This window comes from Ochrobactrum sp. A-1 (assembly GCF_022488005.1).
Taxonomy (GTDB): Bacteria; Pseudomonadota; Alphaproteobacteria; order Rhizobiales; family Rhizobiaceae; genus Brucella.
Window position 1 is genome coordinate 691,671 of the sequence record NZ_JAKVQC010000004.1, and the last position, 21,961, is coordinate 713,631.

A 21,961-nucleotide genomic window follows, 5' to 3' on the forward strand; every position below is an offset into this window, starting at 1 on the left:
TCATTTATACCAAGGCGTTGAGAAGCTAACGCATCACGCCTTGAAAAAGTTCAATCGCCACTCGGGCTTAACCAAAATCCAATGGGCTTTACCCGATGGACTTTGGCATTACCGGCCAATCCGGCCAAGATGCGTATCTTGAAAACCTGATCCATATTTGAGACCGAAACCCAAAGCGCGGTCGACACCAATATGCACGGCCCAGATCAGCGCCATGGCGATACAGATCTGCCAGTTCATCGCCCAGCCCAACACCGCCAGAAGCACAACACCGATCCAGCTATGGGCGATATTATAGACCACGGCGCCGGTGCGCGGCCCCTTCATATAGCCGAAGAACGAAAGATCGGGCGCCAGAATGAGTATTGCGAAAAGCCACCAGCTGGCACCGCTGACCCAATAGGCACCCAATGCCAGCAGAGCGAGAGACAGACTTTCGAGCCGCTGGATCAGGTTCATTTTCGTTTGCCCTCGCAATAGGCTTCCCAAAGATCGGGACGCCGTTCCCTCGTGATCCTCTCTGCCTGCTCATGCCGCCATTTATCGATGGCACCATGATTGCCGGAGGTCAGGATTTCGGGAATAGGCCGATCTTCCCAAACCTGCGGACGCGTATAATGCGGATGTTCAAGCAACCCAGTCTCAAAACTTTCCGTCTCGCCGGATTCTCGATTACCCATCACACCCGGTAGAAGCCGCACGATGGCGTCCAACAGAACGATTGCGGCAGTTTCTCCACCCGACAGGATGTAATCGCCGATCGATACTTCTTCGAGATTGCGCGCCTCAATGACACGCTCGTCTACGCCCTCGAAGCGGCCACAGAGAATGATAGCGCCCGGCCCGTCCGCCAGTTCGCGCACGCGCTTCTGCGTCAGCGGCTTTCCGCGCGGGCTCATCAGCAGCACCGGGCGGTGGCCGTTGGCAACCGAATCCAGAGCGCGGGCGATAACGTCCGGCTTCATCACCATGCCTGCTCCGCCGCCAGAGGGCGTATCGTCAACCATACGATGTTTGCCCTCGGCAAAGTCACGAATCTGCACCGCATCGAGCTGCCATTTGCCCTCGCCGAGCGCCTTGCCTGCAAGCGAAGTGCCAAGAGGGCCGGGAAACATTTCAGGATAAAGCGTCAGCACCGATGCATGAAAGAAGCTGGCCTCATCATCGGGCTTCGAAACTTCGGTCATGACTTCTTCGGCTTTTTCTTTTCGTTCTGCGGACGTTCGTCCTCATCGTCGGCGATCAATCCGGCGGCATAGGGCTCGACCAGCAAAGTGCCCTTGTCCAGATCGATTTCCGGTACTGCTGCTTCCGTGAAAGGAATAAGCATCGGGCGCTTGCCCTTTTCGCTGAGCTCGATGAGGTCACCGCCGCCGAAATCGAACAGGGCGCTCACCACGCCATAGGTCTTGCCTTCGGCATCCACCGCCAGCAGGCCTATCAGGTCGGTCTGGAAGAACTCGTCTTCATCCAGTTCGTCGTCCGGCAGTTGTGAACGATCGATGAAAAGTTCGACACCGTTCAGTGCCTCGGCGGCATTGCGGTCATTGATGCCTTTGAAACGCACGACCACGACAGTCTTTGCAGGGCGGGCTTCCAGAACCTCGTAGCTCTTGCCCTGTTCGTCATAGAGCAGGCCGTATTCGGCGATGGCCAGCGGATCGCCGGTAAAAGTCTTTACGCGCACTTCGCCGCGCGTGCCATGGGCGGCACCGATAACGGCGAGCTGGATCGGGTTTTCTGGACGCGGCATTGCCAACCTTGTTTCTGCTGCTTGGATAGGACTATTTTTCGTTCCATAGCCCTTTCGTCAGCTCAATTCACCTCAATTCGTAAGAATAGTGCTTTTCGCCTCGCGGACAACCAGCCGGTAACCTATCGCTGGCAAACTGCCCTTCCATCCAGAGTGAACGACCGGCTTGATTATGACGACGAACAGCGAATTTCTGATCCCTGCCCGCGCCGACCTTGCAGCGGCACGTGAAGAATGGCTGAAGACGCTGAAAGATGCGCGCCGCCTGTCGGAAAATACGCTTGAAGCCTACGAGCGCGATACGCGCCAGTTTCTCAATTTTCTGACCGGTCATCTGGGGGAACCGCCTTCACTAAAGGATGTCGGCAATCTGCGCATTGCCGATCTGCGTTCCTTTCTGGCCAGCCGTCGCAATGAAGGTGTTGGAGCCAGGACGCTGGGGCGCGGTCTTGCCGGGGTGCGCTCGCTTCTGCGCCATCTGGAAAAACGCGGTCTTGCCAATGCGGCAGGCGCAAGCGCCATGCGCGCGCCGCGCCAGCCGAAATCATTGCCGAAACCGCTGACCGCCGAAGATGCCCGGCGCGTGGTTGCAGCCGATGGTCAAATGGCAGAGGAACCATGGATCGCGGCGCGCAATGCCGCAGTCCTGACCTTGCTCTATGGTTGCGGCCTGCGCATATCGGAAGCGCTCGGCCTGATGGGCGATGCACTATCCGACGGCACTGCTCGTTCCATCACCATCACGGGCAAGGGCAACAAAGCGCGCCTTGTGCCGTTGCTGCCCATCGTGCATCGCGCCGTTGCGCAATATCGAGCGCTTTGTCCGTTCGATCTTTCCGCCGACAAGCCGCTTTTTCGTGGTGCCAAGGGCGGCGTGCTGCATGCTGCGATCATCCAGCGCGAAATGCAGAAACTACGTGCTGGTCTCGGCCTGCCGGACAGCGCGACGCCGCATGCGCTGCGCCATTCCTTCGCCACCCACCTTCTGGGGCGGGGCGGCGATCTCAGAACGATCCAGGAGTTGCTTGGCCATGCAAGCCTCTCGACCACACAGGTCTATACCGGCGTGGACACCGAGCGGCTCTTGGAAGTCTATGACAAAGCTCACCCCCGGGCTTAACCGGCTTGAGAAGTCGCTGGCATCGGCAAAAACCACCCCTATATTACTCTCATGAAAAAGCTGCTTCTCGTTCTTCTCTATGCCTGCCTGGCAGGCGCAACTTTCGCCCGCGCCGACGATGCGCCCGCTGCTTGCGCCGTGCACGGCGTCAATCTCATCGACGGGCTGGAGACCAAGGACCCGGCAAGCTGGAAGGAATTGCAGCGCGAAGCTGACGCTGTGCCCAATCGCAGAGGGCTTCTCTGGAAGATCGACAAAGACGGCGTCGCTCCGTCCTACCTCTTCGGCACGATCCATCTTTCCGATCCGCGCGTCCTGACATTGCCAAAAGCTGCCGACGAAGCCTATCGTTCAGCGAACACCGTCGTCATCGAAACGACGGATATTCTGGACTCGAAGGCTTTCCTGCGTCTCAAGCTCGAACAACCCGACCTGCTGCTCTTCACTGACGGCAGCACCCTGAAGTCGCATATTCCACCCGAGCGTCGCGAGGAAATCGAACAGAAGCTGGCAGAACGCGGTATCGTTCTCGATGCAGTTGCGAAAATGAAGCCGTGGGTGCTGACCAGCCTGCTCGCACTTCCAAAATGCGAGCGGGAGCGCAAAGGCGAAGGCGAGAAATCGCTTGATGAACGGCTGGCTCTCGATGCGCAGGCCGAGGGCCGCAATGTATTGGGGCTGGAAAGCGCTGCAGAGCAACTGGTGGCGATGAACCGGATGCCGCTTGACTTCCATCTCCGCAATCTCGTGGCTACCGTCGACTATGGTGATAAGGTCGAGGATGCCATGGAAACCACGACTGCGCTCTACCTCAAGGGCGAGATTGGTCTAATCATGCCGTCGCTCCGGAAAATCGTTCCAGACAGCCTTTCCGAAGAGGACTACGAGCTATTTCTGAAATATCTCATTTCTGACCGCAATCAGGTCATGGCGGATCGTGCCGTCCCGATCATCGACAAGGGAAACACCTTTATTGCTGCTGGTGCACTGCATCTGCCGGGCAAGGACGGTATAATCGAATTGCTACGTGCAAAAGGTTATCGGGTGACCCCGCTATAGAAGTATATGCCTGAATATTTCTAACCGGCTTTCAGATCGGTGATGCTGTTTTCAATTGCGGTAATATTGAGTTCGAGTTCGGCAATCTGTCTCAGTATGGATTTTCCCGGCAGCGCTTCTTCCCTGGCCGCTTCATCCAGAAGCTTGAACTGTTCATCGCGCAAAAGCGATGAGAGCTTTTCGAAGCGCTCGATGGTTTTCAGATTTTCTTTCGACGGCATTAAGTCGTTCCTCAAATTTCAGCGTCGTTTCTGACCGCTTGCAACAATAAGCTTTATCAGTGCTTTACAGTGATAAAGCCTGAATAGCCAGTTGATCGATCACAAATCCGATCAGCAGACCACTTCCATGATTGAATATACATATCGATATGCAGTTTCGCTCGGGTTAACGACACCTTCGCGGAACACCTCTGCCCAGCTACTAATCCCTTTTCCTTCTTATATTAGAGTTTTTGGAACTACTGGGACTTTCTCGCATTAATATACACCGGGTTTGTTATCGCAACGCAGGACAAAGCACATCAGAAGTGGTCGGAGCACGAATTGGCTCATAAATGACCGCTGATACCCGGCAACTGTCGCTTCCCAACTATCACCTTGATGATGGAAGGGACCACTGGAGGAACCCGTTATGGTTGATCCCCTTGATCCGCGAAACAGTGATCCCCGCACGACGACTGATCCGCGCCTGTCGGACCCGTCTGGCCAGTCGGGAATGCCGACGCCTCCACCCCAACGCGGCGGAAGCGGCTATCTGCTCGGCGCAGTGCTTTTGGCAGCGATCATTATCCTCGCTTACTTCTTCTACCGGAATGGCAGTGGAACGGATACTGCGGCTCCGCCTCCCCCGCCACCGGCGACGCAGAGCGAGCCTGCAACACCGGCTCCAGCTCCGGCTAACCCGCCAGCGCAGAATTAAACATCAAAAAAGCAACGGTGTTAGGCGTCAAGCACCGTTGCGTTGGCGTCTCGCATTCTAGCATTTAGGATGATGATCATTTTACGCATGACGGCGACAAGTGCGACCTTTCCGGGCTTTCCTTGCTGCTTGAGACGCGTGAAGAATGCCTTCATGTCGGGATCGAAACGAATGGCAGGCAGCGCTGCGACGTAAAGCGCGTCGCGCAGATGTCTTCTACCACCTGCAATCATGCGCTTGCCGCGCATCAGACCACTATCGCGATTAAGCGGCGCAACGCCAACCAGCTTGGCAATTTGTCCTTTGTCAGTATGCCCCAGTTCCGGCAGGTCGGCCAGGATGAAGCATGCCGTTCGTAGGCCGATCCCCTTGAGCGACATCAAAACCTCGGCCTTCCGGCCCAACTCTGCATCCGCTTTCAGGCAAGCCGTCATTTCATCCACGATAGCCTGACGCTGATCGAGCAGGAAACGCAGGCTTTCCTCGATCCAGACTTTCGTTCGCCCGGTCAACTTCTCCCGGCGATTTTTCTCCTGCACGATCATGTGCGACAATTGTCTGTAACGACTGACAAAATCCGCCAGAGCCCGCTCCTGAGAAGAGCGTTGTGGCAGAATTCTTGTTTCCATGCGCCTTGCATAATCGGCAAGAATGAAGGCGTCGATCCTGTCGGTCTTGGAGAGTTGGCCACAGGCACGTGCAAACTGCCTGATCTGCTTCGCATTGACCTTGGCGACAGGCAATCGCGCGGCCTGCAAGGCGGCAACGACAAGGCGCTCGTAACCGCCGGTCGGTTCGAGAACCAGACGTTCAATATCGTCCACAGTTGCGAGAAAGGCGAGAAAACTGGCAATGCCTGCTGCCGTATTTTGATAGGTCACTGTCTGGCCATCCGGCAGAACGCAGGCATCCAAAGACGATTTTGATATGTCGATGCCGACAAAACGGCTAGTATAAGACATGAGGCTGGTCTCCCTTATACACGAGCGCGAAGCTCCCTCAACGGTGCGACAAGACCTCAAAAGCTGCAAAGGGTTCTGCTTTTTTACGAACGAAAGTTCACGCCCCGATGGGCTCAACCGCTTTGCAGCAGCCATTGCGGTGTTGCATTCACCACAATGACATAGAGGCCGGAACGAAGTTTAACGTTCCGGCCTCAAATGTATAAGCCCCGCTTTTGCGGGGCTTTTTATAGTCACATGGTTGCAACCGATTACATATGGATCGGCTTGGCAAAGGTTGCCAGAGCGGATTCACGCACGGCTTCCGACATGGTCGGATGGGCGTGGCAGGTGCGGGCCAGGTCTTCAGACGAACCGCCGAACTCCATCAGAACAGCCAGTTCGTGGATCATTTCGCCGGCATTGTAGCCGAGGATATGCGCGCCCAGAACGCGGTCAGTCGCCTTGTCGGCAAGGATCTTCACGAAACCATCGGTGTGCAGCATGGCACGTGCACGACCATTGGCCGTGAACGGGAACTTGCCAACTTTGTATTCAATGCCAGCGGCCTTCAGTTCTTCCTCGGTCTTGCCGACGGAAGCGACTTCCGGCTGCGTGTAGACGACGCTCGGGATAACGTCGAAATTCACGTGACCGGCCTGGCCGGCGATGATTTCGGCAACAGCAATGCCTTCGTCTTCAGCCTTGTGCGCCAGCATCGGGCCCTGAACCACGTCGCCGATGGCATAGATGCCTTCGACATTGGTGCGCCAATGGTCGTCGATCGCAACGCGGCCGCGATCATCGACATTCACGCCGGCTTCCTGAAGGCCAAGGCCGTCCGTATAAGGACGACGACCAGTCGCGATCAGAACCGCATCGGCTTCAAGCGTTTCAGCCGCGCCACCCTTCACCGGTTCGAACGTCACCTTCGCGCCCTTGCCTGCCTTATCCACGCCGGTCACCTTTGCGCCGAGTTTGAAGGCAATACCCTGCTTTTCGAGCAGGCGCTGGAACTGCTTCGACACTTCGCCATCCATGGGTCCAAGCACCTTGTCGAGATATTCAACGACCGTGACCTTCGCACCAAGACGCGCCCAGACGGAACCGAGTTCCAGACCGATCACGCCGCCGCCGACAACGATCAGGCTGCCTGGAACCTTGTCGAAGGAAAGCGCGCCGGTTGAGGAAACGATGACCTTCTCGTCAATATCGACCTTCACGCCCGGAATGCCCGCGACATCGGAACCGGTGGCAATGATGATGTTCTTTGCCTCGATCTCCTCGACCTTGCCGTCTTCGGCGGTCACGGAAACCTTGCCCTTGCCGACGATCTTGCCAGTGCCGATGAAGGCCGTGATCTTGTTCTTCTTGAACAGGAATTCGACGCCCGTGACGTTGGCCTTCACGGTCGTGTCCTTGTGCGCCAGCATCTTTCCCAGATTGAGCTTCGGCGTCACTTCCACGCCGAGCGTATCGAAGGAGTGACCGGCTTCGGCAAATACCTCCGACGCATGCAGAAGCGCCTTGGAGGGAATGCAGCCGATATTCAGGCAGGTGCCACCGAAGGTCTTGCGCTTCTCCACAACAGCAACGGAAAGACCAAGCTGTGCAGCCTTGATCGCGGCGACATAACCGCCGGGGCCGGTACCGATGACAACCACATCGTATGACATTGAACTATCCTTCTTCAGTCTGTCCTGAACGTTTTTCGAACGCCCCGTCCATCCGGGCCCGTTCCTTCATTCGAAATTATTCACATATAATCAGCGCCTGCGGGCTACCGATCATTCCTCGTCTGGTGAGCATCCCTGAAAGCGGAATGCTTCCCACTGAAGCGGCTTTTCGGGTTTTGCCGCTCCAAAATCATAACCATCCAGCGCCGTCACCAGATCGGGCAGCAGGATCGCCTGGGCGGCCGGTTCGTCCGCCTTGGGCAGAACGTCAGCTTCCGCACCTTCCTTCAGCGCATAGATGACACTCTGCCAGATGCTGCAATCATCGAGATCTTCTGGGTTGGAACCATCGCCCTTGCAGTTGAAGGTCAGCAACGCATAGGGACGCGCCACGCCTTCTTCCGGCCAGATCACCATGCCGCTAAGCTTGAAGTCGGGCTTGTCATTGGCCGTGATGGTGAATTCATTCGTCGGCGCCGGTGACATTTTCAGGTCGTTCGGCTGCTCCGGACGAAAGGTCAGCGTATAGGCATCGTCGCGATCACGATAAATCGCCCGGTTCTGGGTGCAGGCAGCCTGAACCGCAGTCGAGAACACGGTGAGCGCAAGCACCGAAACGGCGGCAGTCCTGAAAAGCTTGTTTGCAGCGTGCATCTGTCGGTTCTCCCTGAATGTTCCGGTTGAGTGTTTCCGGCAGCGAATCGAGATTCAGCCAAACTGAACCTGTTGCTTTTTACATAGCCTTTTCGGTGGCAAGTTTAAGCCCCAGCGCGATGAAGACAACACCGCTGGTCCGATCGATCCATTTCGAGGCGCGCGAGAAAGCCGCACGCATCTTCGGCGTCGTCATAAAAAGGCTGACACCAACGAACCATGAGATCAGCGCGGTCGCCATCACAACGCCATAGCCAAGCTTAACCTCGGTCGGCGTATGAGCATGAACGACCGTCGAAAAAATCGACAGAAAGAAGAACACTGCTTTCGGATTGAGCGCATTGGCCGCAAAACCGAGTCCGAACGCCTTGGCGAAGCTCTGCGGCTTGCGCGGTTCCTTCGATGCCATTTCCACATCGATCTTTGTCGCTCCAGCGCGCAACGCCTTGATGCCGATATAGACCAGATAGGCCACACCGCACCATTTGACGATATTGAACAGATAGATCGACTTGGAAATGATGAGCCCGAGACCCAAAACCGTATAGGTGACATGCATCATCAGGGCGGCGCCGATGCCGAAGCTCGTGATGATCGCCTCGCGACGGCCATGCAGCAGCGATTGCCGGATAACCATGGCGAGATCGGCGCCAGGGGAAACGATGGCAAAGACGAAAATCGCCATCAGGGATGCAAGTTCGAACAGATAGGGATGCATCGCGTTTCCTTCATTGCGCGTGTCTCACGCGCAGGCTGTCATCACAGAACCAGAGCCAGAAGCATGATACCGAGCCCCACCAGACTAATGAGCCAGACGAAGGAACGGAAATAGGGAATGCCCGCCAGATAAAGCGGGATATAGACGATGCGGCCGAAAAGCCAGAGCCACGCCCCGAGAATACCCCATCCGGACGGATCGCCTTTCAGCACGAGCGCCAGAGCCAGACCGATGAAAGCCGGATAGGTCTCGCGGAAATTGGCGGAGGCCCGCTCCGCGCGACCGGCAAACTTGCCGGAGGGTTTCAAGCCCTCGTCGCGCGGACCGGCATTCCATTGAGAGCCGAGTTCCTTTGTTGCCGCAAAGCCCTGCAGGAGGATATGGACCACCAGCAGGACAACGCTCAAGCCGACCAGCGGCAGAAACGGGGATGCGGAGAAGATGCCCGGCTCCATCGTTCGTCCTTAGAGATCGAGAACCAGACGTTCCGGATCTTCCAGGCTTTCCTTGACGCGCACGAGGAAGGTCACGGCTTCCTTGCCATCCACGATACGGTGATCGTAGGACAGGGCAAGATACATCATCGGGCGGATCACGATCTGACCACCGACGACAACCGGACGTTCCTGGATCTTGTGCATGCCGAGGATACCCGACTGCGGAGCGTTCAGGATTGGCGACGACATCAGCGAACCGTACACGCCGCCATTGGTGATGGTGAACGTGCCGCCCTGCATGTCAGCGACCGAAAGCGTACCGTCACGCGCTGCCTTGGCAAGACGTCCCAGTTCCTTTTCAACGCCAGCAATCGAAAGCTGGTCGGCATCACGGATGACCGGAACCACAAGGCCCTTGTCCGTACCGACGGCCATGCCAACATGGGCAAAGTTCTTGTAGATGATGTCAGTGCCGTCGATCTCGGCGTTAACAGCCGGGATTTCCTTCAGCGCATGGGTCACGGCCTTGGTGAAGAAGCCCATGAAGCCGAGCTTCACGCCATGCTTCTTCTCGAAGACGTCCTTGTACTTGGTGCGCAGTTCCATGACCGCAGACATGTCGACTTCATTATAGGTCGTCAGCATGGCGGCGGTGTTCTGGGCATCCTTCAGACGCTTGGCAATCGTCTGGCGCAGACGGGTCATCTTCACACGTTCTTCGCGAGAAGCGTCGTCAGCCGACGATACCGGACGGGCAGCAGCCGGTGCGGCAGCAGCCGGAGTAGCAGAAACACCCCCAGAAACACCCTTGGCGATGGCGTCGAGCACGTCACCCTTCAGCACTTGACCGCGCTTGCCGGAACCGTCCACCTGGTCGGCGGAGAGGTTGTTTTCAGCCAGCAGCTTGGAGGCTGCAGGAGCAGGCTGCATAGCCGGGCCCGACGAAGCCGAGGCGACAGGTGCTGCAGCCGGTGCGGCAGCAGGCTTGGCTTCTTCCTTCTTCGCAGCAGGGGCCGCAGCGACGGCAGAGCCATCGGTGGAAATCTGGCCGAGAAGCGCATTGACCTCGACCGTATCGCCTTCCTTGGCCGTGATTTCAGCCAGAACGCCAGCAGCAGCAGCCGGAACTTCCACTGTCACCTTGTCGGTTTCCAGTTCCACCAGCGGTTCGTCGACAGCGATGACATCGCCGACCTTCTTGAACCATTTTCCGATGGTTGCCTCAGTAACGGACTCCCCAAGCGTGGGAACGCGAATTTCGGTGGCCATGGTTTCTTCTTCCGTTGATCTTCAAACTTTAGATTCTGTGTTCAATTCAGGTTGGAGCAGTTCCGAAAACCGCTCCAAAACTCTAACCCGGATCAGTTACCGAGCGCATCCTCAAGGAAAGCGGCGAGCTGCGCAAGATGCTTCGACATCAGACCCGTTGCAGGCGATGCTGCGGCCGGACGGCCCGCATAGCGCACGCGCTGATGCTTGGCGTCGATATGAGCCAGCACCCATTCCAGATACGGGTCGATGAACGACCATGCACCCATGTTCTTCGGCTCTTCCTGGCACCAGACCATTTCCGCATGGCGGAAGCGTGACAGCTCATTGATGAGTGCCTTGGCCGGGAACGGGTAAAGCTGTTCGACACGCAGCAGGTAGACGTCATCGATACCGCGCTTTTCGCGTTCTTCGTAGAGGTCGTAATAGACCTTGCCCGAGCAAAGCACGACGCGACGGATCTTTGCATCCTTCTGGAGCTTGATGCCTTCGTCCTTGTTGTACTGCGCATCGTCCCACAGAAGGCGGTGGAACGAGGATTCGCCCGACATTTCGTTAAGGGTCGAAATGGCACGCTTGTGACGCAGAAGCGATTTCGGCGTCATCATGATGAGCGGCTTGCGGAAGTCGCGCTTCATCTGGCGGCGCAGAATATGGAAGTAGTTAGCCGGCGTCGTGACGTTTGCCACCTGCATGTTGTCTTCCGCGCAGAGCTGGAGATAACGTTCCAGACGAGCCGACGAATGTTCCGGACCCTGACCTTCATAGCCGTGTGGCAGAAGACAGACGAGACCGGACATGCGCAGCCACTTGCGTTCGCCCGAAGAGATGAACTGGTCAAACACAACCTGTGCACCGTTGGCGAAATCGCCGAACTGGGCTTCCCACAGAACCAGAGCGCGCGGGTCGGACAGCGAATAGCCATACTCGTAGCCGAGAACAGCTTCTTCCGAGAGCATCGAGTTGATGACCTCGTAAATCGCCTGGCCCTTCTGGATATTGTTGAGCGGGATGTAGCGATTCTGGGTTTCCTGATCGTAGAGAACCGTATGACGCTGCGAGAAGGTACCGCGTTCGACATCCTGACCCGAGAAACGGATCGGGTTGCCTTCGGCGACCAGCGAACCGAAAGCAAGCGCTTCCGCTGTCGCCCAGTCAATGCCTTCGCCGGTTTCGATCATCTTGGCACGGTTGTCGAGGAAACGCTGGATCGTGCGATGGACCTGGAAGTCCTTCGGCACTTCAACCAGCTTCTTGCCGATTTCCTTGAGCGTCTTCATTGGCACGGCAGTCTTGCCGCGACGCTGTTCGTCGGCATTGTCGGTGGTGCGCAGGCCAGCCCACGCGCCATCCAGCCAGTCGGCCTTGTTCGGCTTGTAGCTCTGTCCAGCGTCGAATTCGGTTTCCAGATTATCACGCCACTGCGCTTTCATCTGGTCGATTTCTTCCTGCTTGATCAGGCCTTCAGCAATCAGCTTGTCGCTGTAAAGCTGAACCGTGGTCTTGTGCGCACGAATCGCCTTGTACATCAGCGGCTGGGTGAAGGACGGCTCGTCGCCTTCATTGTGACCGAAGCGGCGATAGCAGAACATGTCGATGACCACCGGCTTGTGGAAGGTCATGCGGAATTCGGTTGCTACCTTGGCGGCAAACACCACGGCTTCCGGATCGTCGCCATTGACGTGGAAGATCGGCGCTTCGATCATCTTTGCCACATCCGATGGATACGGCGACGAACGCGAGAAGGCCGGATTGGTGGTGAAACCGATCTGGTTGTTGATGATGAAGTGAACCGTACCGGCAACGCGATGGCCTTTCAGGCCCGAAAGACCGAGACACTCGGCCACGACACCCTGACCGGCAAAGGCAGCATCGCCATGCAGGAGCAGCGGCAGAACCTTGGCGCGCGTTGCGAGCGGAACCATGTCGTCGCGGGTGCGACCGGCCAGCAGATCCTGCTTGGCGCGGGCCTTGCCCATCACGACCGGGTTGACGATTTCCAGATGCGACGGGTTGGCGGTCAGCGACAGGTGAACCTTGTTGCCGTCGAATTCACGATCCGACGAAGCGCCCAGATGGTACTTCACGTCGCCCGAGCCTTCCACGTCGTCCGGCGCATAGGAGCCGCCCTTGAATTCGTGGAAGATGGCGCGATGCGGCTTGCCCATGACCTGGCTAAGCACGTTCAGACGGCCACGGTGGGCCATGCCGAAGATGATTTCCTTGACGCCCATGGCGCCGCCGCGCTTGACGATCTGCTCAAGGGCCGGAATCAGCGATTCACCGCCATCGAGGCCGAAACGCTTGGTGCCCTTGTACTTGACGTCGATGAACTGCTCGAAGCCTTCCGCTTCGATCAGCTTCGACAGGATGGCCTTCTTGCCTTCCGGCGTGAAAGCAACTTTTTTGTCCGGACCTTCAATGCGTTCCTGAATCCAGGCCTTTTCAGCCGGATCGGAGATATGCATGAATTCGACGCCGATCGTGCCGCAATAGGTACGCTTCAGGATGTCGAGCATTTCCGGCACGGTCGCATATTCGAGGCCGAGCACGTTGTCGATGAAGATCTTGCGGTTGTAGTCGGCAGGCGTGAAACCGTAATTTTCCGGCTCCAGCTCGTTATAGTCGTTCGGCTTTTCGGAGAGACCGAGCGGATCGAGATTGGCGTGCAGATGGCCACGCATGCGGTAGGCGCGGATCATCATGATGGCGCGAACGCTGTCGCGTGCAGCCTGCGTGATCTCTTCACTGGTAAGGGCTGCGCCGGTCGCACCCTTCGCTTCGCCCTTTGCAGCCTTGCCTTTCAGCTTGTCGGTGACATGCTTTTCGACTTCAGCCCAGTTGCCGTCGAGCGCGGAAATCAGTTCACCATTGGCTGCAATCGGCCAGTTCTTCCTGGTCCAGGACGCGCCTTCGGCGTTCTTCTTCACATCGTCGGCATTATCGCCCAGCTTCGCGAAGAAATCGCGCCACTGCGGATCGACCGAATTCGGATCGTCCTCATATTTGGCGTACAGCTCCTCGATATAGTCGGCATTGCCGCCATAGAGGAATGAGGTAAGGGCGAAAACGTCGTTGGCTTGTTCTTGCCTTGCCATAGCCTATCCGGAGCAGTGCTCCGTCTCCTTGTCAGTGGCTCATCTTGCGCGGGCCGGAAGTTCGAAACTTCATCCCTCACGCCGCCGGGGAGGAACCGCTACAGACCCCGGCATGACTAAACTCTACGCGTCGGAACGGATATCCGTCCCTCTAAACCGGATCGTATGACCCGCCGTTATGCTAAACCCGGCAGCGGCTTTCGCCGCCGCCGGGATATTCAGACCGATACGCGGTCTCAGCCCTTGAGGACTTCGACCAGCGTCTTGCCGAGCTGCGCCGGCGACGGCGACACGCGAATGCCAGCCGATTCCATGGCGGCAATCTTGTCTTCCGCACCGCCCTTGCCACCGGAGATCACGGCGCCAGCATGGCCCATGGTGCGTCCGGCAGGAGCCGTACGGCCAGCGATGAAGCCGACCATCGGCTTCTTGCGACCGCGCTTGGCTTCGTCCTTGAGGAACTGGGCCGCATCTTCTTCAGCCGAACCGCCGATTTCACCGATCATGACGATCGACTTGGTTTCGTCGTCGGCCAGGAACATTTCCAGGACATCGATGAACTCGGTGCCCTTGACCGGATCGCCGCCGATACCGACAGCGGTGGTCTGGCCGAGGCCCTCGTTCGAGGTCTGGAACACAGCTTCATAGGTAAGCGTGCCGGAGCGGGAAACAACACCCACCGAACCCTTCTTGAAGATATTGCCCGGCATGATGCCGATCTTGCACTCTTCAGGGGTCAGGATGCCAGGGCAGTTCGGCCCGAGCAGGCGCGACTTCGAGCGTTCCAGACGCTCCTTGACGCGAACCATGTCCATGACCGGAATGCCTTCGGTGATGCAGACGATGAAGGGGATTTCAGCTTCAATCGCTTCGATGATCGCATCGGCGGCGCCTGCTGGCGGAACGTAGATCACGGATGCGTCAGCACCGGTGCGTTCCTTGCCTTCGGCAACGGTTGCGAAGATCGGAAGCTTTTCGCCCTTGGAGCCTTCCCAGGTTTCGCCACCCTTCTTCGGATGGATACCGCCGACCATCTGCGTGCCGTAGTAAGCAAGCGCCTGTTCGGTGTGGAAGGTACCGGTCTTGCCGGTCAGGCCCTGTACGAGAACCTTGGTGTCCTTGTTGACGAGAATGGACATGCCTTAATTCCCCTTCACTGCAGCGACGATCTTCTGCGCCGCATCGTCGAGATCGTCGGCCGAAATGACGTTCAGGCCGCTCTCGTTGATGATCTTCTTGCCGAGTTCGACATTGGTGCCTTCGAGACGGACAACCAGAGGAACCTTGAGGCCGACTTCCTTGACTGCAGCGATCACGCCTTCAGCAATGACGTCGCACTTCATGATGCCGCCGAAGATGTTGACCAGAATGCCCTGGACAGCCGGGTCAGCGGTGATGATTTTGAACGCAGCCGTCACCTTCTCCTTGGAAGCGCCACCACCAACGTCGAGGAAGTTGGCAGGTTCTGCGCCATAAAGCTTGATGATGTCCATCGTTGCCATGGCAAGGCCCGCGCCGTTGACCATGCAGCCGATATTGCCGTCGAGAGCGACGTAAGCGAGGTCGTATTTGGAAGCTTCGATCTCTTTTTCGTCTTCTTCCGACAGGTCGCGCAGTTCCTGAATGTCAGGATGACGGAACAGCGCATTGCCGTCGAACGATACCTTGGCATCGAGAACGCGCACGCGGCCGTCGGTCATGACAATCAGCGGGTTGATCTCGAGAAGGCTCATGTCCTTTTCGGTGAACGCCTTGTAGAGGATCGGGAACAGCTTGACGCCGTCTTCGCGAGCCTGACCTTCAAGCTTCAGCGCATCGGCGAGCTTGCTGGCGTCTTCGTCCGTCACGCCCTTGGCCGGATCGATGGCAACGGTGACGATCTTTTCAGGGGTTTCTTCGGCAACGGCTTCGATGTCCATGCCGCCTTCGGTCGAAACGACGAAAGCCGGACGGCCAACGGTGCGGTCGATCAGTATCGAGAGATAAAGCTCACGATCGATGTCGGCGCCGTCTTCGATATAGAGACGGTTGACCTGCTTGCCTGCAGGACCGGTCTGCTTGGTGACGAGCGTGTTGCCGAGCATTTCCTTCGCATTGGCAACCACTTCCTCGACAGACTTGGCGAGGCGCACGCCGCCCTTTGCATCGGCTGGCAGTTCCTTGAACTTGCCCTTGCCGCGTCCGCCAGCATGGATCTGGCTCTTGACGACATAAAGCGGCCCGGGAAGCGTCTTTGCCCATTCTTCCGCCTGTTCGACGGAATAGACAGCCACACCATTGGCGATCGGAGCGCCGTAGGTGTGAAGCAGGCGCTTGGCCTGGTATTCGTGAATATTCATCTGGTTGTCCTCTGCGGATTCCCGGTCCGTTGCATATTGGGATTGAACGGAACCGGTACGGATTGACAGCCGGAAAAGGCCGGAGCCGCCCGCAGGCGACAATCCGGCCTTGTCTGGAATTTTACTTCAGCGACGGAGCGATGCCGATGCAGGCTTCGCAAAGACCGGCGACAGATGCCACCGACTTGTCGAACTCGGCCTTTTCGTTCTTGTCGAGATCAATTTCAATGATGCGCTCGACGCCATTGGCGCCGATGACGGTCGGCACGCCGACATACATGTCCTTGACGCCGTACTGGCCAGAAAGCTGGGCAGCGACCGGCAGGACGCGCTTCTTGTCCTTGAGGTAGGATTCAGCCATCTGGATGGCCGAGGCAGCCGGAGCGTAGAAAGCCGAACCGGTCTTGAGCAGGCCGACGATTTCGGCGCCGCCGTCACGGGTGCGCTGGATGATCTTGTCGAGCTTTTCCTGGCTGGTCCAGCCCATCTTGACGAGGTCTGGCAGCGGGATACCGGCAACGGTCGAGTAACGGGCCAGCGGAACCATGCTGTCGCCGTGGCCGCCCAGCACGAATGCCGTGACGTCTTCAACCGAAACGTTGAATTCTTCCGAGAGGAAATAACGGAAACGGGCGCTGTCGAGAACGCCAGCCATGCCGACAACCTTGTGCGCCGGAAGACCGGAGAACTTCTGCAGCGCCCAGACCATGGCGTCCAGCGGGTTGGTGATGCAGATGACGAAAGCCTCAGGAGCATATTTCTTGATGCCCGCGCCAACCTGTTCCATCACCTTGAGGTTGATGCCCAGAAGGTCGTCGCGGCTCATGCCCGGCTTGCGCGGCACGCCTGCGGTCACGATGACAACGTCTGCGCCTTCGATTGCTGCGTAGTCGTTGGCGCCGGTGTATTTCGCATCAAAACCGTCAACCGGAGAAGATTCAGCGATATCCAGTCCCTTACCCTGCGGGGTGCCTTCCGCAATGTCGAAAAGGACGACGTCGCCGAGTTCCTTCAGACCAGCAAGATGGGCGAGCGTGCCGCCGATCATGCCGGAGCCGATGAGGGCAATCTTGTTGCGTGCCATGATTGTTTCTTTCCTCACTTTTGATCCAGAAACGCATCAAGCCATCCGGAATCCTCGCCGGAAACGCTCAAGCGTTGGAACTGCGAGATAGGACTCTTTGGCGATAAACTCAACTCATTATTTTGCGACTAATGTTTTCAATCGGTTAGAATTAATGGTTCTTACGTAAACGTAAGATAATTTGTCAATATCAAGGCAAAACCACCCTCTCCTACCACCGCGAACCATCCCCGGCGAAGCGGTGACGGAGCGACTGGCAAGCTGCCAATTCCAACAACGTTGTGCACCTGTTCAAAACCGGCCCCGATTTAAAACTGATGCAGTATCGAAAGTCCGGCACGAAAGTGCCACACCTTCCGCATGAATTGCGCGAGCAACATAGCCCACCGGGCTTATAAGTCCAGTCTGTGGCAGTCTGATGATAGGGCAGTTGATGTGCAGGCTGTTTATCCGGCCTTGCCGGGTGGCTCGGCCAGATAATCCGCGCTCTGCATCTCGAAGAGACGGGAAGCGGTGCGGTCGAACTCGAAGGCCTCCGTACCCTTGCTGGCAAGATAGAGCTTTTCCGGCTGGGCTTCTGCGGAAATGAATACCCGCGCGTGGTGATCGTAGAGCACGTCGATCAGCAGAATGAAGCGTTTGGCCTCATTGCGGCGCGAATAGTCCAGCACCGGAACATCATCGATGAACAAGGTCGGATAATGCTTCACGATGGCAATATAGTCCGAGGCACCAAGCGGCTTCGAACAGAGCGCATCGAAAGTGAAGCGCGCCGCGCCGTGCACGGCACGGGCGACCTCGATGTCGCGTCCTTTAATGCGGATGACGTCGGACTTTTCATGCGCGCCGTCCTTTTGCGCCGCCCAGGCCGCATCCATGCGCTTGGCCGTTTCAGGACCAAGTGGCGACAGATAGACCGGCTGGCGGTCGAGTTTCTCCAGACGGTAATCGGTGCGCGAATCGAGGTTGATCACATCGACATGCTGCTTGAGAATATCAATGAAGGGCAGGAAGAGCTGCCGGTTCAGCCCATCGCGATAAAGATTGTCCGGCGCGACGTTGGATGTCGCCACCAGAACCACGCCACGGGCGAACAAGGCGCTGAACAGGCGCGACAGGATCATCGCATCGGCAATATCGGTCACGGTGAATTCGTCGAAACACAGCACCCAGGCCTGCTGGCTCAAGGCATCTGCAACCGGCGGGATCGGGTCGTCCTGCTTGGTCTCGCCACGTTTATGCGCCTGACGATGCGCATAGATACGCTCGTGCACATCGGCCATGAAATCGTTGAAATGCGCGCGGCGCTTGCGTTCCACCGGCAGAAGCGAAAAGAACATGTCCATCAGCATGGTCTTGCCGCGCCCGACCTCGCCGTGCACGTAAAGCCCCTTGATGATGCTCGTTGCTTCCTTGCGCTTGCCAAACAGCCAGCCGAGCGCGCTCGACTTGCGTGACAGGCGTTTGGTGCAGATTTCCTCGATCAGCCGGTCATAACGGACGGTGAGTTCGAGTTGAGCGGGATCGGCTTCCACATCGCCCGCCACGACCATCGCATCGTAATGCTCGCAGACGGAGGGGAAGGCTTTCAGATTACCGTCGAAAGACATGATTACGTCCGTTCAACCTTTCAATTGCAAAAACGGCGGACCATCTCGCGATGATCCGCCTGTCTTTAGAGCGCATCCCGAAAAGTGTGAAACGGTTTTCGGGCAAGATGCGCGGCAAACAAAACAATTGGAGCACCGATCTGATTCAATCAGATCGGTGCTCCAAGCGAAAGAATGTCTTAGCGCGAAAGCGAAACGGCCTGCCCGCCGGAAGTCTGTCCGTCGAAGCGGCTCTGTCCCGAAGAATAGAGCGAAGCGACGGTGCCGCCATTCGCATCATAGAGAACGAGCTGCTTGCCGTTGACAGCCCAGGAAGCGAGATTGCCGAGTTCACCCGGGCAACGCAGCGGACCTGCGCGGTAGCCCTGACCATACTTGGTCTGCGGCGTCGCGATCTTGCAGCTCTGGCCGCCAAGCGATGCGTTCCAGACACCGGCGACAGAGCCTGGCGTCAGATCGGGCGCGGATGCCGGCGGCAGGCTTGCAACCTGTGTGCCGGGCTGTGCATTCGGATCCGTGGTCGGAGCCGTCGGAAACTGTGAAGCATTGGGAGAATTGAGGTTGCCCTTCTGCACCGAGCCTGCCGGAGCCGCATTCACGGGTGGCGGTGGCGGTGGTGGCGAAACCGTATCGAGATTGCCAAACCGGGAGTTCTGGCACCCAGCCAGAACAATGCCAGCCGCCGCGAGGCTGAGCAGACTTGCTTTCGAAATTCCCATCTGGTTCTCCATTTCCGCATTTCTCATCTGGGGTGGGGATGCCCCGGACTTCCTACCGAAGCCCTGCAATGTGACAATATTGGACCGATAAAATGGCTATATGGTTAAAAAAGCAACACCGGCACCTGTCATTTTTACCCTTCAAACTCTTCAAGAATGCTTGAAACCGCTTAATAATCTTGAAACTGGGACAGGAAGGCCACAGTTTCTCCGATATTGGCACCTGTTCTGCGGGAAAGCCTGCGCCGCAACTTTTCGCAATCTGACGCGGGTACTGGCAATTTGCGGGCTTTTCCGCCATATAGACGCTAATTGTCCCATAGGCTTTATCGACCAAAGCCGCAGGAAAACGGAACCACGATAGTTATGGCCACCAAGGCAGCCTTCGCCAAGATGAACGGGCTCGGCAATCAGATCATCGTTGCCGACATGCGCGGCCGCGCGGATCGGATTACGCCTGAAGCCGCGATCCGTCTTGCGGCCGACAGCGAAACCGCCTTCGATCAGATCATGGCGATCCATGACCCGCGCACAGCGGGAACCGACAACTATATCGCCATCATCAATTGCGATGGCACGGAAGCGCAGGCTTGCGGCAACGGCACACGCTGCGTCGTGCAGGCGCTGGCCGCAGAGACCGGCAAGCAGGATTTCACGTTTGAAACCCGCGCCGGAATTCTGACCGCGACCGAACACGAGGACGGCCTGATTTCAGTCGATATGGGCAAGCCGCGCTTCGACTGGCAGGACATTCCACTTGCCGAAGAATTTCGCGATACGCGCATGATCGAACTGCAGGTCGGCCCCATCGACGCGCCGGTGCTGCATTCACCATCGGTCGCATCCATGGGCAACCCGCATGCCATCTTCTGGGTCGAACGCGATGTCTGGTCCTATGAGCTGGAGAAGTTCGGACCACTTCTGGAGCATCATCCGATCTTTCCTGAGCGCGCCAATATCTCGATTGCCCATGTCACCTCGCCCGAGACGATCGACCTGCGTACATGGGAGCGCGGCGCGGGCCTCACCCGCGCCTGTGGTTCCGCCGCCTGCGCCGCCGCCGTTTCGGCAGCGCGCACACGCCGCACCGGGCGCACCGTCACCGTCAATGTTCCTGGTGGCCCGCTCAGGATCGAATGGCGCGACGACGATCATGTCATGATGACCGGCCCCGCCGAATGGGAGTTCTCAGGCACTTTCGATCCTGCAACCGGCGAATGGAGCCGCGACGCCCAGAATGACAAGCCAACTGACAGGGGTGCAGCCTGATGTCGGTGGAAGTCGTAACATTCGGATGCCGCCTCAATACCTATGAATCAGAGGTGATGAAACGCGAAGCCGATGCCGCCGGGCTTGGCGAATTGAAGGATGGCGCGATCATCTTCAACACGTGCGCCGTGACGGCGGAAGCCGTGCGCCAGGCGCGTCAGGCGATCCGCAAGGCCCGCCGTGAAAACCCGGAAGCGCGCATCATCGTCACCGGCTGTGCTGCGCAAACCGAAGCGGACAATTTTGCCGCCATGGACGAAGTCGACCTCATTCTCGGCAATGAGGAAAAACTGAAATCCAATTCCTACCGGATGCTGCCGGATTTCGGCGTCAACCAGTTCGAGAAGGTTCGCGTCAACGACATTATGGAAGTGCGCGAAACCGCGAGCCATATGGTCGATGCCATCGAAGGCCGCGCGCGTGCCTTCGTGCAGGTGCAGAACGGCTGCGATCATCGCTGCACCTTCTGCATCATTCCTTATGGTCGTGGTAATTCCCGCTCCGTTCCGATGGGCGCGGTGGTGGATCAGGTCAAGCGCCTCGTCGGTAACGGTTATGCCGAAGTGGTGCTGACCGGCGTGGACATGACCTCCTACGGTCCCGATCTGCCGGGAAGCCTGCGTCTCGGCAAGCTGGTGAAGACTGTTCTCACTCAGGTGCCGGATTTGCAGCGCCTGCGTCTTTCCTCCATCGATTCCATCGAGGCCGATGACGATCTGATGGATGCGATTGCCAATGAAAAGCGCCTGATGCCGCATCTGCACCTGTCGCTACAGGCGGGCGATGACATGATTCTCAAGCGCATGAAGCGCCGCCACTTACGCGACGATTCGATCCGCTTCTGCGAAACGGTGCGTTCTCTGCGTCCCGACATCGTCTTCGGCGCGGACATCATTGCCGGTTTCCCGACCGAAACTGAAGAGATGTTCGCAAACTCGTTGAAAATCGTCGAGGAATGCGGACTGTCCCACCTGCACGTCTTCCCCTACAGTGCACGCGAAGGCACTCCCGCCGCCCGCATGCCGCAGGTGCGGCGCGAAATCGTCAAGGAACGTGCGGCGCGTTTGCGTGCCGTTGGCGACCATGCTTATGAAAAGCACCTCGCTTCTCTCAACGGCACTGCGCAGTGCCTTCTGGTCGAGAGGGAAGGGATTGCGCGCACGGAAGGCTTTACGCTGGCATCGGTGGACGGTGGCGCACCGGGCGAAATCATCGAACGTATCGTGACAGGCCATGACGGTGAAAAACTCCTCACCCGTCAGGCAGAGCCGCAAGCGGCTTAAAGCTTAAGGGC

At 57.7% G+C, this 21,961-nt stretch carries 21 protein-coding genes; 5 read left to right on the forward strand and 16 right to left on the reverse strand.

Annotated elements, in window-relative coordinates; genetic code table 11:
* Positions 1-108: 108 nt before the first annotated feature.
* Genes MKS82_RS12905 through rimM form a run of 3 tightly spaced genes read right to left on the reverse strand, consistent with a single transcriptional unit; the run spans position 109 to position 1,753 of the window.
* Positions 109-459, reverse strand: coding sequence for a DUF4260 domain-containing protein (locus tag MKS82_RS12905; protein ID WP_109988614.1), 351 nt, complete (start codon positions 457-459; stop codon positions 109-111).
* Positions 456-1,187, reverse strand: a complete 732-nt coding sequence (trmD, locus tag MKS82_RS12910; RefSeq protein ID WP_109988615.1) for a tRNA (guanosine(37)-N1)-methyltransferase TrmD — start codon at positions 1,185-1,187, stop codon at positions 456-458. Before trmD ends, MKS82_RS12905 begins: the two co-directional genes overlap by 4 nt.
* A complete protein-coding gene (rimM, locus tag MKS82_RS12915) occupies positions 1,184-1,753 on the reverse strand; it encodes a ribosome maturation factor RimM (RefSeq protein WP_109988616.1) in 570 nt (189 codons plus the stop codon). The genes trmD and rimM overlap by 4 nt, the downstream gene beginning before the upstream one ends.
* A gap of 172 nt (positions 1,754-1,925) precedes the next feature.
* Between rimM and MKS82_RS12920 the strand changes: the two genes are divergently transcribed.
* Together MKS82_RS12920 and MKS82_RS12925 are read left to right on the forward strand one after the other, a co-directional pair.
* A complete protein-coding gene (locus tag MKS82_RS12920) occupies positions 1,926-2,873 on the forward strand; it encodes a tyrosine recombinase XerC (RefSeq protein WP_109988617.1) in 948 nt (315 codons plus the stop codon).
* A gap of 51 nt (positions 2,874-2,924) precedes the next feature.
* Positions 2,925-3,932, forward strand: a complete 1,008-nt coding sequence (locus MKS82_RS12925) for a TraB/GumN family protein (protein ID WP_109988618.1) — start codon at positions 2,925-2,927, stop codon at positions 3,930-3,932.
* Between the two features lie 20 nt (positions 3,933-3,952).
* Here the strand turns inward: MKS82_RS12925 and MKS82_RS12930 are convergent, their stop codons facing one another.
* Complete coding sequence (locus MKS82_RS12930) at positions 3,953-4,153, reverse strand: hypothetical protein (protein WP_006470960.1); 201 nt, start codon at positions 4,151-4,153, stop codon at positions 3,953-3,955.
* 412 nt (positions 4,154-4,565) lie between these two features.
* Here MKS82_RS12930 and MKS82_RS12935 point away from each other — a divergent pair, with 412 nt between their 5' ends.
* Complete coding sequence (locus MKS82_RS12935; RefSeq protein ID WP_109988619.1) at positions 4,566-4,853, forward strand: hypothetical protein; 288 nt, start codon at positions 4,566-4,568, stop codon at positions 4,851-4,853.
* Positions 4,854-4,873: 20 nt separating this feature from the next.
* On the opposite strand, the gene MKS82_RS12940 is transcribed toward MKS82_RS12935, so the two are convergent.
* The 12 genes from MKS82_RS12940 to MKS82_RS12995 form a co-directional block, all read right to left on the reverse strand.
* Positions 4,874-5,815, reverse strand: coding sequence for an IS110 family transposase (locus MKS82_RS12940; RefSeq protein WP_024897869.1), 942 nt, complete (start codon positions 5,813-5,815; stop codon positions 4,874-4,876).
* A gap of 251 nt (positions 5,816-6,066) precedes the next feature.
* Positions 6,067-7,470 carry a dihydrolipoyl dehydrogenase gene (lpdA, locus tag MKS82_RS12945; RefSeq protein WP_109986945.1) on the reverse strand — a complete coding sequence of 468 codons (1,404 nt, stop codon included), beginning with the start codon at positions 7,468-7,470 and terminating at the stop codon, positions 6,067-6,069.
* Positions 7,471-7,581: 111 nt separating this feature from the next.
* Complete coding sequence (locus MKS82_RS12950; RefSeq protein WP_109986946.1) at positions 7,582-8,124, reverse strand: hypothetical protein; 543 nt, start codon at positions 8,122-8,124, stop codon at positions 7,582-7,584.
* A 79-nt stretch (positions 8,125-8,203) separates the two neighbouring features.
* Positions 8,204-8,842, reverse strand: coding sequence for a LysE family translocator (locus MKS82_RS12955; protein WP_109986947.1), 639 nt, complete (start codon positions 8,840-8,842; stop codon positions 8,204-8,206).
* A gap of 41 nt (positions 8,843-8,883) precedes the next feature.
* Positions 8,884-9,297 carry an MAPEG family protein gene (locus MKS82_RS12960; protein ID WP_109986948.1) on the reverse strand — a complete coding sequence of 138 codons (414 nt, stop codon included), beginning with the start codon at positions 9,295-9,297 and terminating at the stop codon, positions 8,884-8,886.
* Positions 9,298-9,306: 9 nt separating this feature from the next.
* Positions 9,307-10,548 (reverse strand): 2-oxoglutarate dehydrogenase complex dihydrolipoyllysine-residue succinyltransferase, encoded by a 1,242-nt coding sequence (odhB, locus tag MKS82_RS12965; protein WP_240578911.1) that lies wholly within the window; start codon positions 10,546-10,548, stop codon positions 9,307-9,309.
* Positions 10,549-10,640: 92 nt separating this feature from the next.
* The gene (locus tag MKS82_RS12970) at positions 10,641-13,646 is read right to left on the reverse strand and encodes a 2-oxoglutarate dehydrogenase E1 component (protein WP_240578912.1); all 3,006 of its coding nucleotides are present in this window, start codon (positions 13,644-13,646) and stop codon (positions 10,641-10,643) included.
* A 236-nt stretch (positions 13,647-13,882) separates the two neighbouring features.
* Positions 13,883-14,785 carry a succinate--CoA ligase subunit alpha gene (gene sucD, locus MKS82_RS12975; RefSeq protein WP_109986951.1) on the reverse strand — a complete coding sequence of 301 codons (903 nt, stop codon included), beginning with the start codon at positions 14,783-14,785 and terminating at the stop codon, positions 13,883-13,885.
* 3 nt (positions 14,786-14,788) lie between these two features.
* Positions 14,789-15,985: an ADP-forming succinate--CoA ligase subunit beta gene (gene sucC, locus MKS82_RS12980; protein WP_010657594.1), complete on the reverse strand. Its 1,197-nt coding sequence runs from the start codon at positions 15,983-15,985 to the stop codon at positions 14,789-14,791.
* 121 nt (positions 15,986-16,106) lie between these two features.
* Positions 16,107-17,069, reverse strand: coding sequence for a malate dehydrogenase (gene mdh, locus MKS82_RS12985; protein ID WP_109986952.1), 963 nt, complete (start codon positions 17,067-17,069; stop codon positions 16,107-16,109).
* Positions 17,070-17,515: 446 nt separating this feature from the next.
* The gene (zapE, locus tag MKS82_RS12990) at positions 17,516-18,679 is read right to left on the reverse strand and encodes a cell division protein ZapE (protein ID WP_109986953.1); all 1,164 of its coding nucleotides are present in this window, start codon (positions 18,677-18,679) and stop codon (positions 17,516-17,518) included.
* A gap of 179 nt (positions 18,680-18,858) precedes the next feature.
* Complete coding sequence (locus MKS82_RS12995) at positions 18,859-19,398, reverse strand: protease inhibitor Inh/omp19 family protein (protein WP_109986954.1); 540 nt, start codon at positions 19,396-19,398, stop codon at positions 18,859-18,861.
* 366 nt (positions 19,399-19,764) lie between these two features.
* On the opposite strand from MKS82_RS12995, the gene dapF reads away from it, so the two are divergent.
* Both dapF and mtaB read left to right on the forward strand, forming a co-directional pair.
* Positions 19,765-20,667, forward strand: a complete 903-nt coding sequence (dapF, locus tag MKS82_RS13000) for a diaminopimelate epimerase (RefSeq protein ID WP_109986955.1) — start codon at positions 19,765-19,767, stop codon at positions 20,665-20,667.
* On the forward strand, positions 20,667-21,950 hold the full coding sequence (gene mtaB / locus MKS82_RS13005) for a tRNA (N(6)-L-threonylcarbamoyladenosine(37)-C(2))-methylthiotransferase MtaB (RefSeq protein WP_240578913.1): 1,284 nt from the start codon (positions 20,667-20,669) through the stop codon (positions 21,948-21,950). The genes dapF and mtaB overlap by 1 nt, the downstream gene beginning before the upstream one ends.
* Positions 21,951-21,961: the final 11 nt, after the last annotated feature.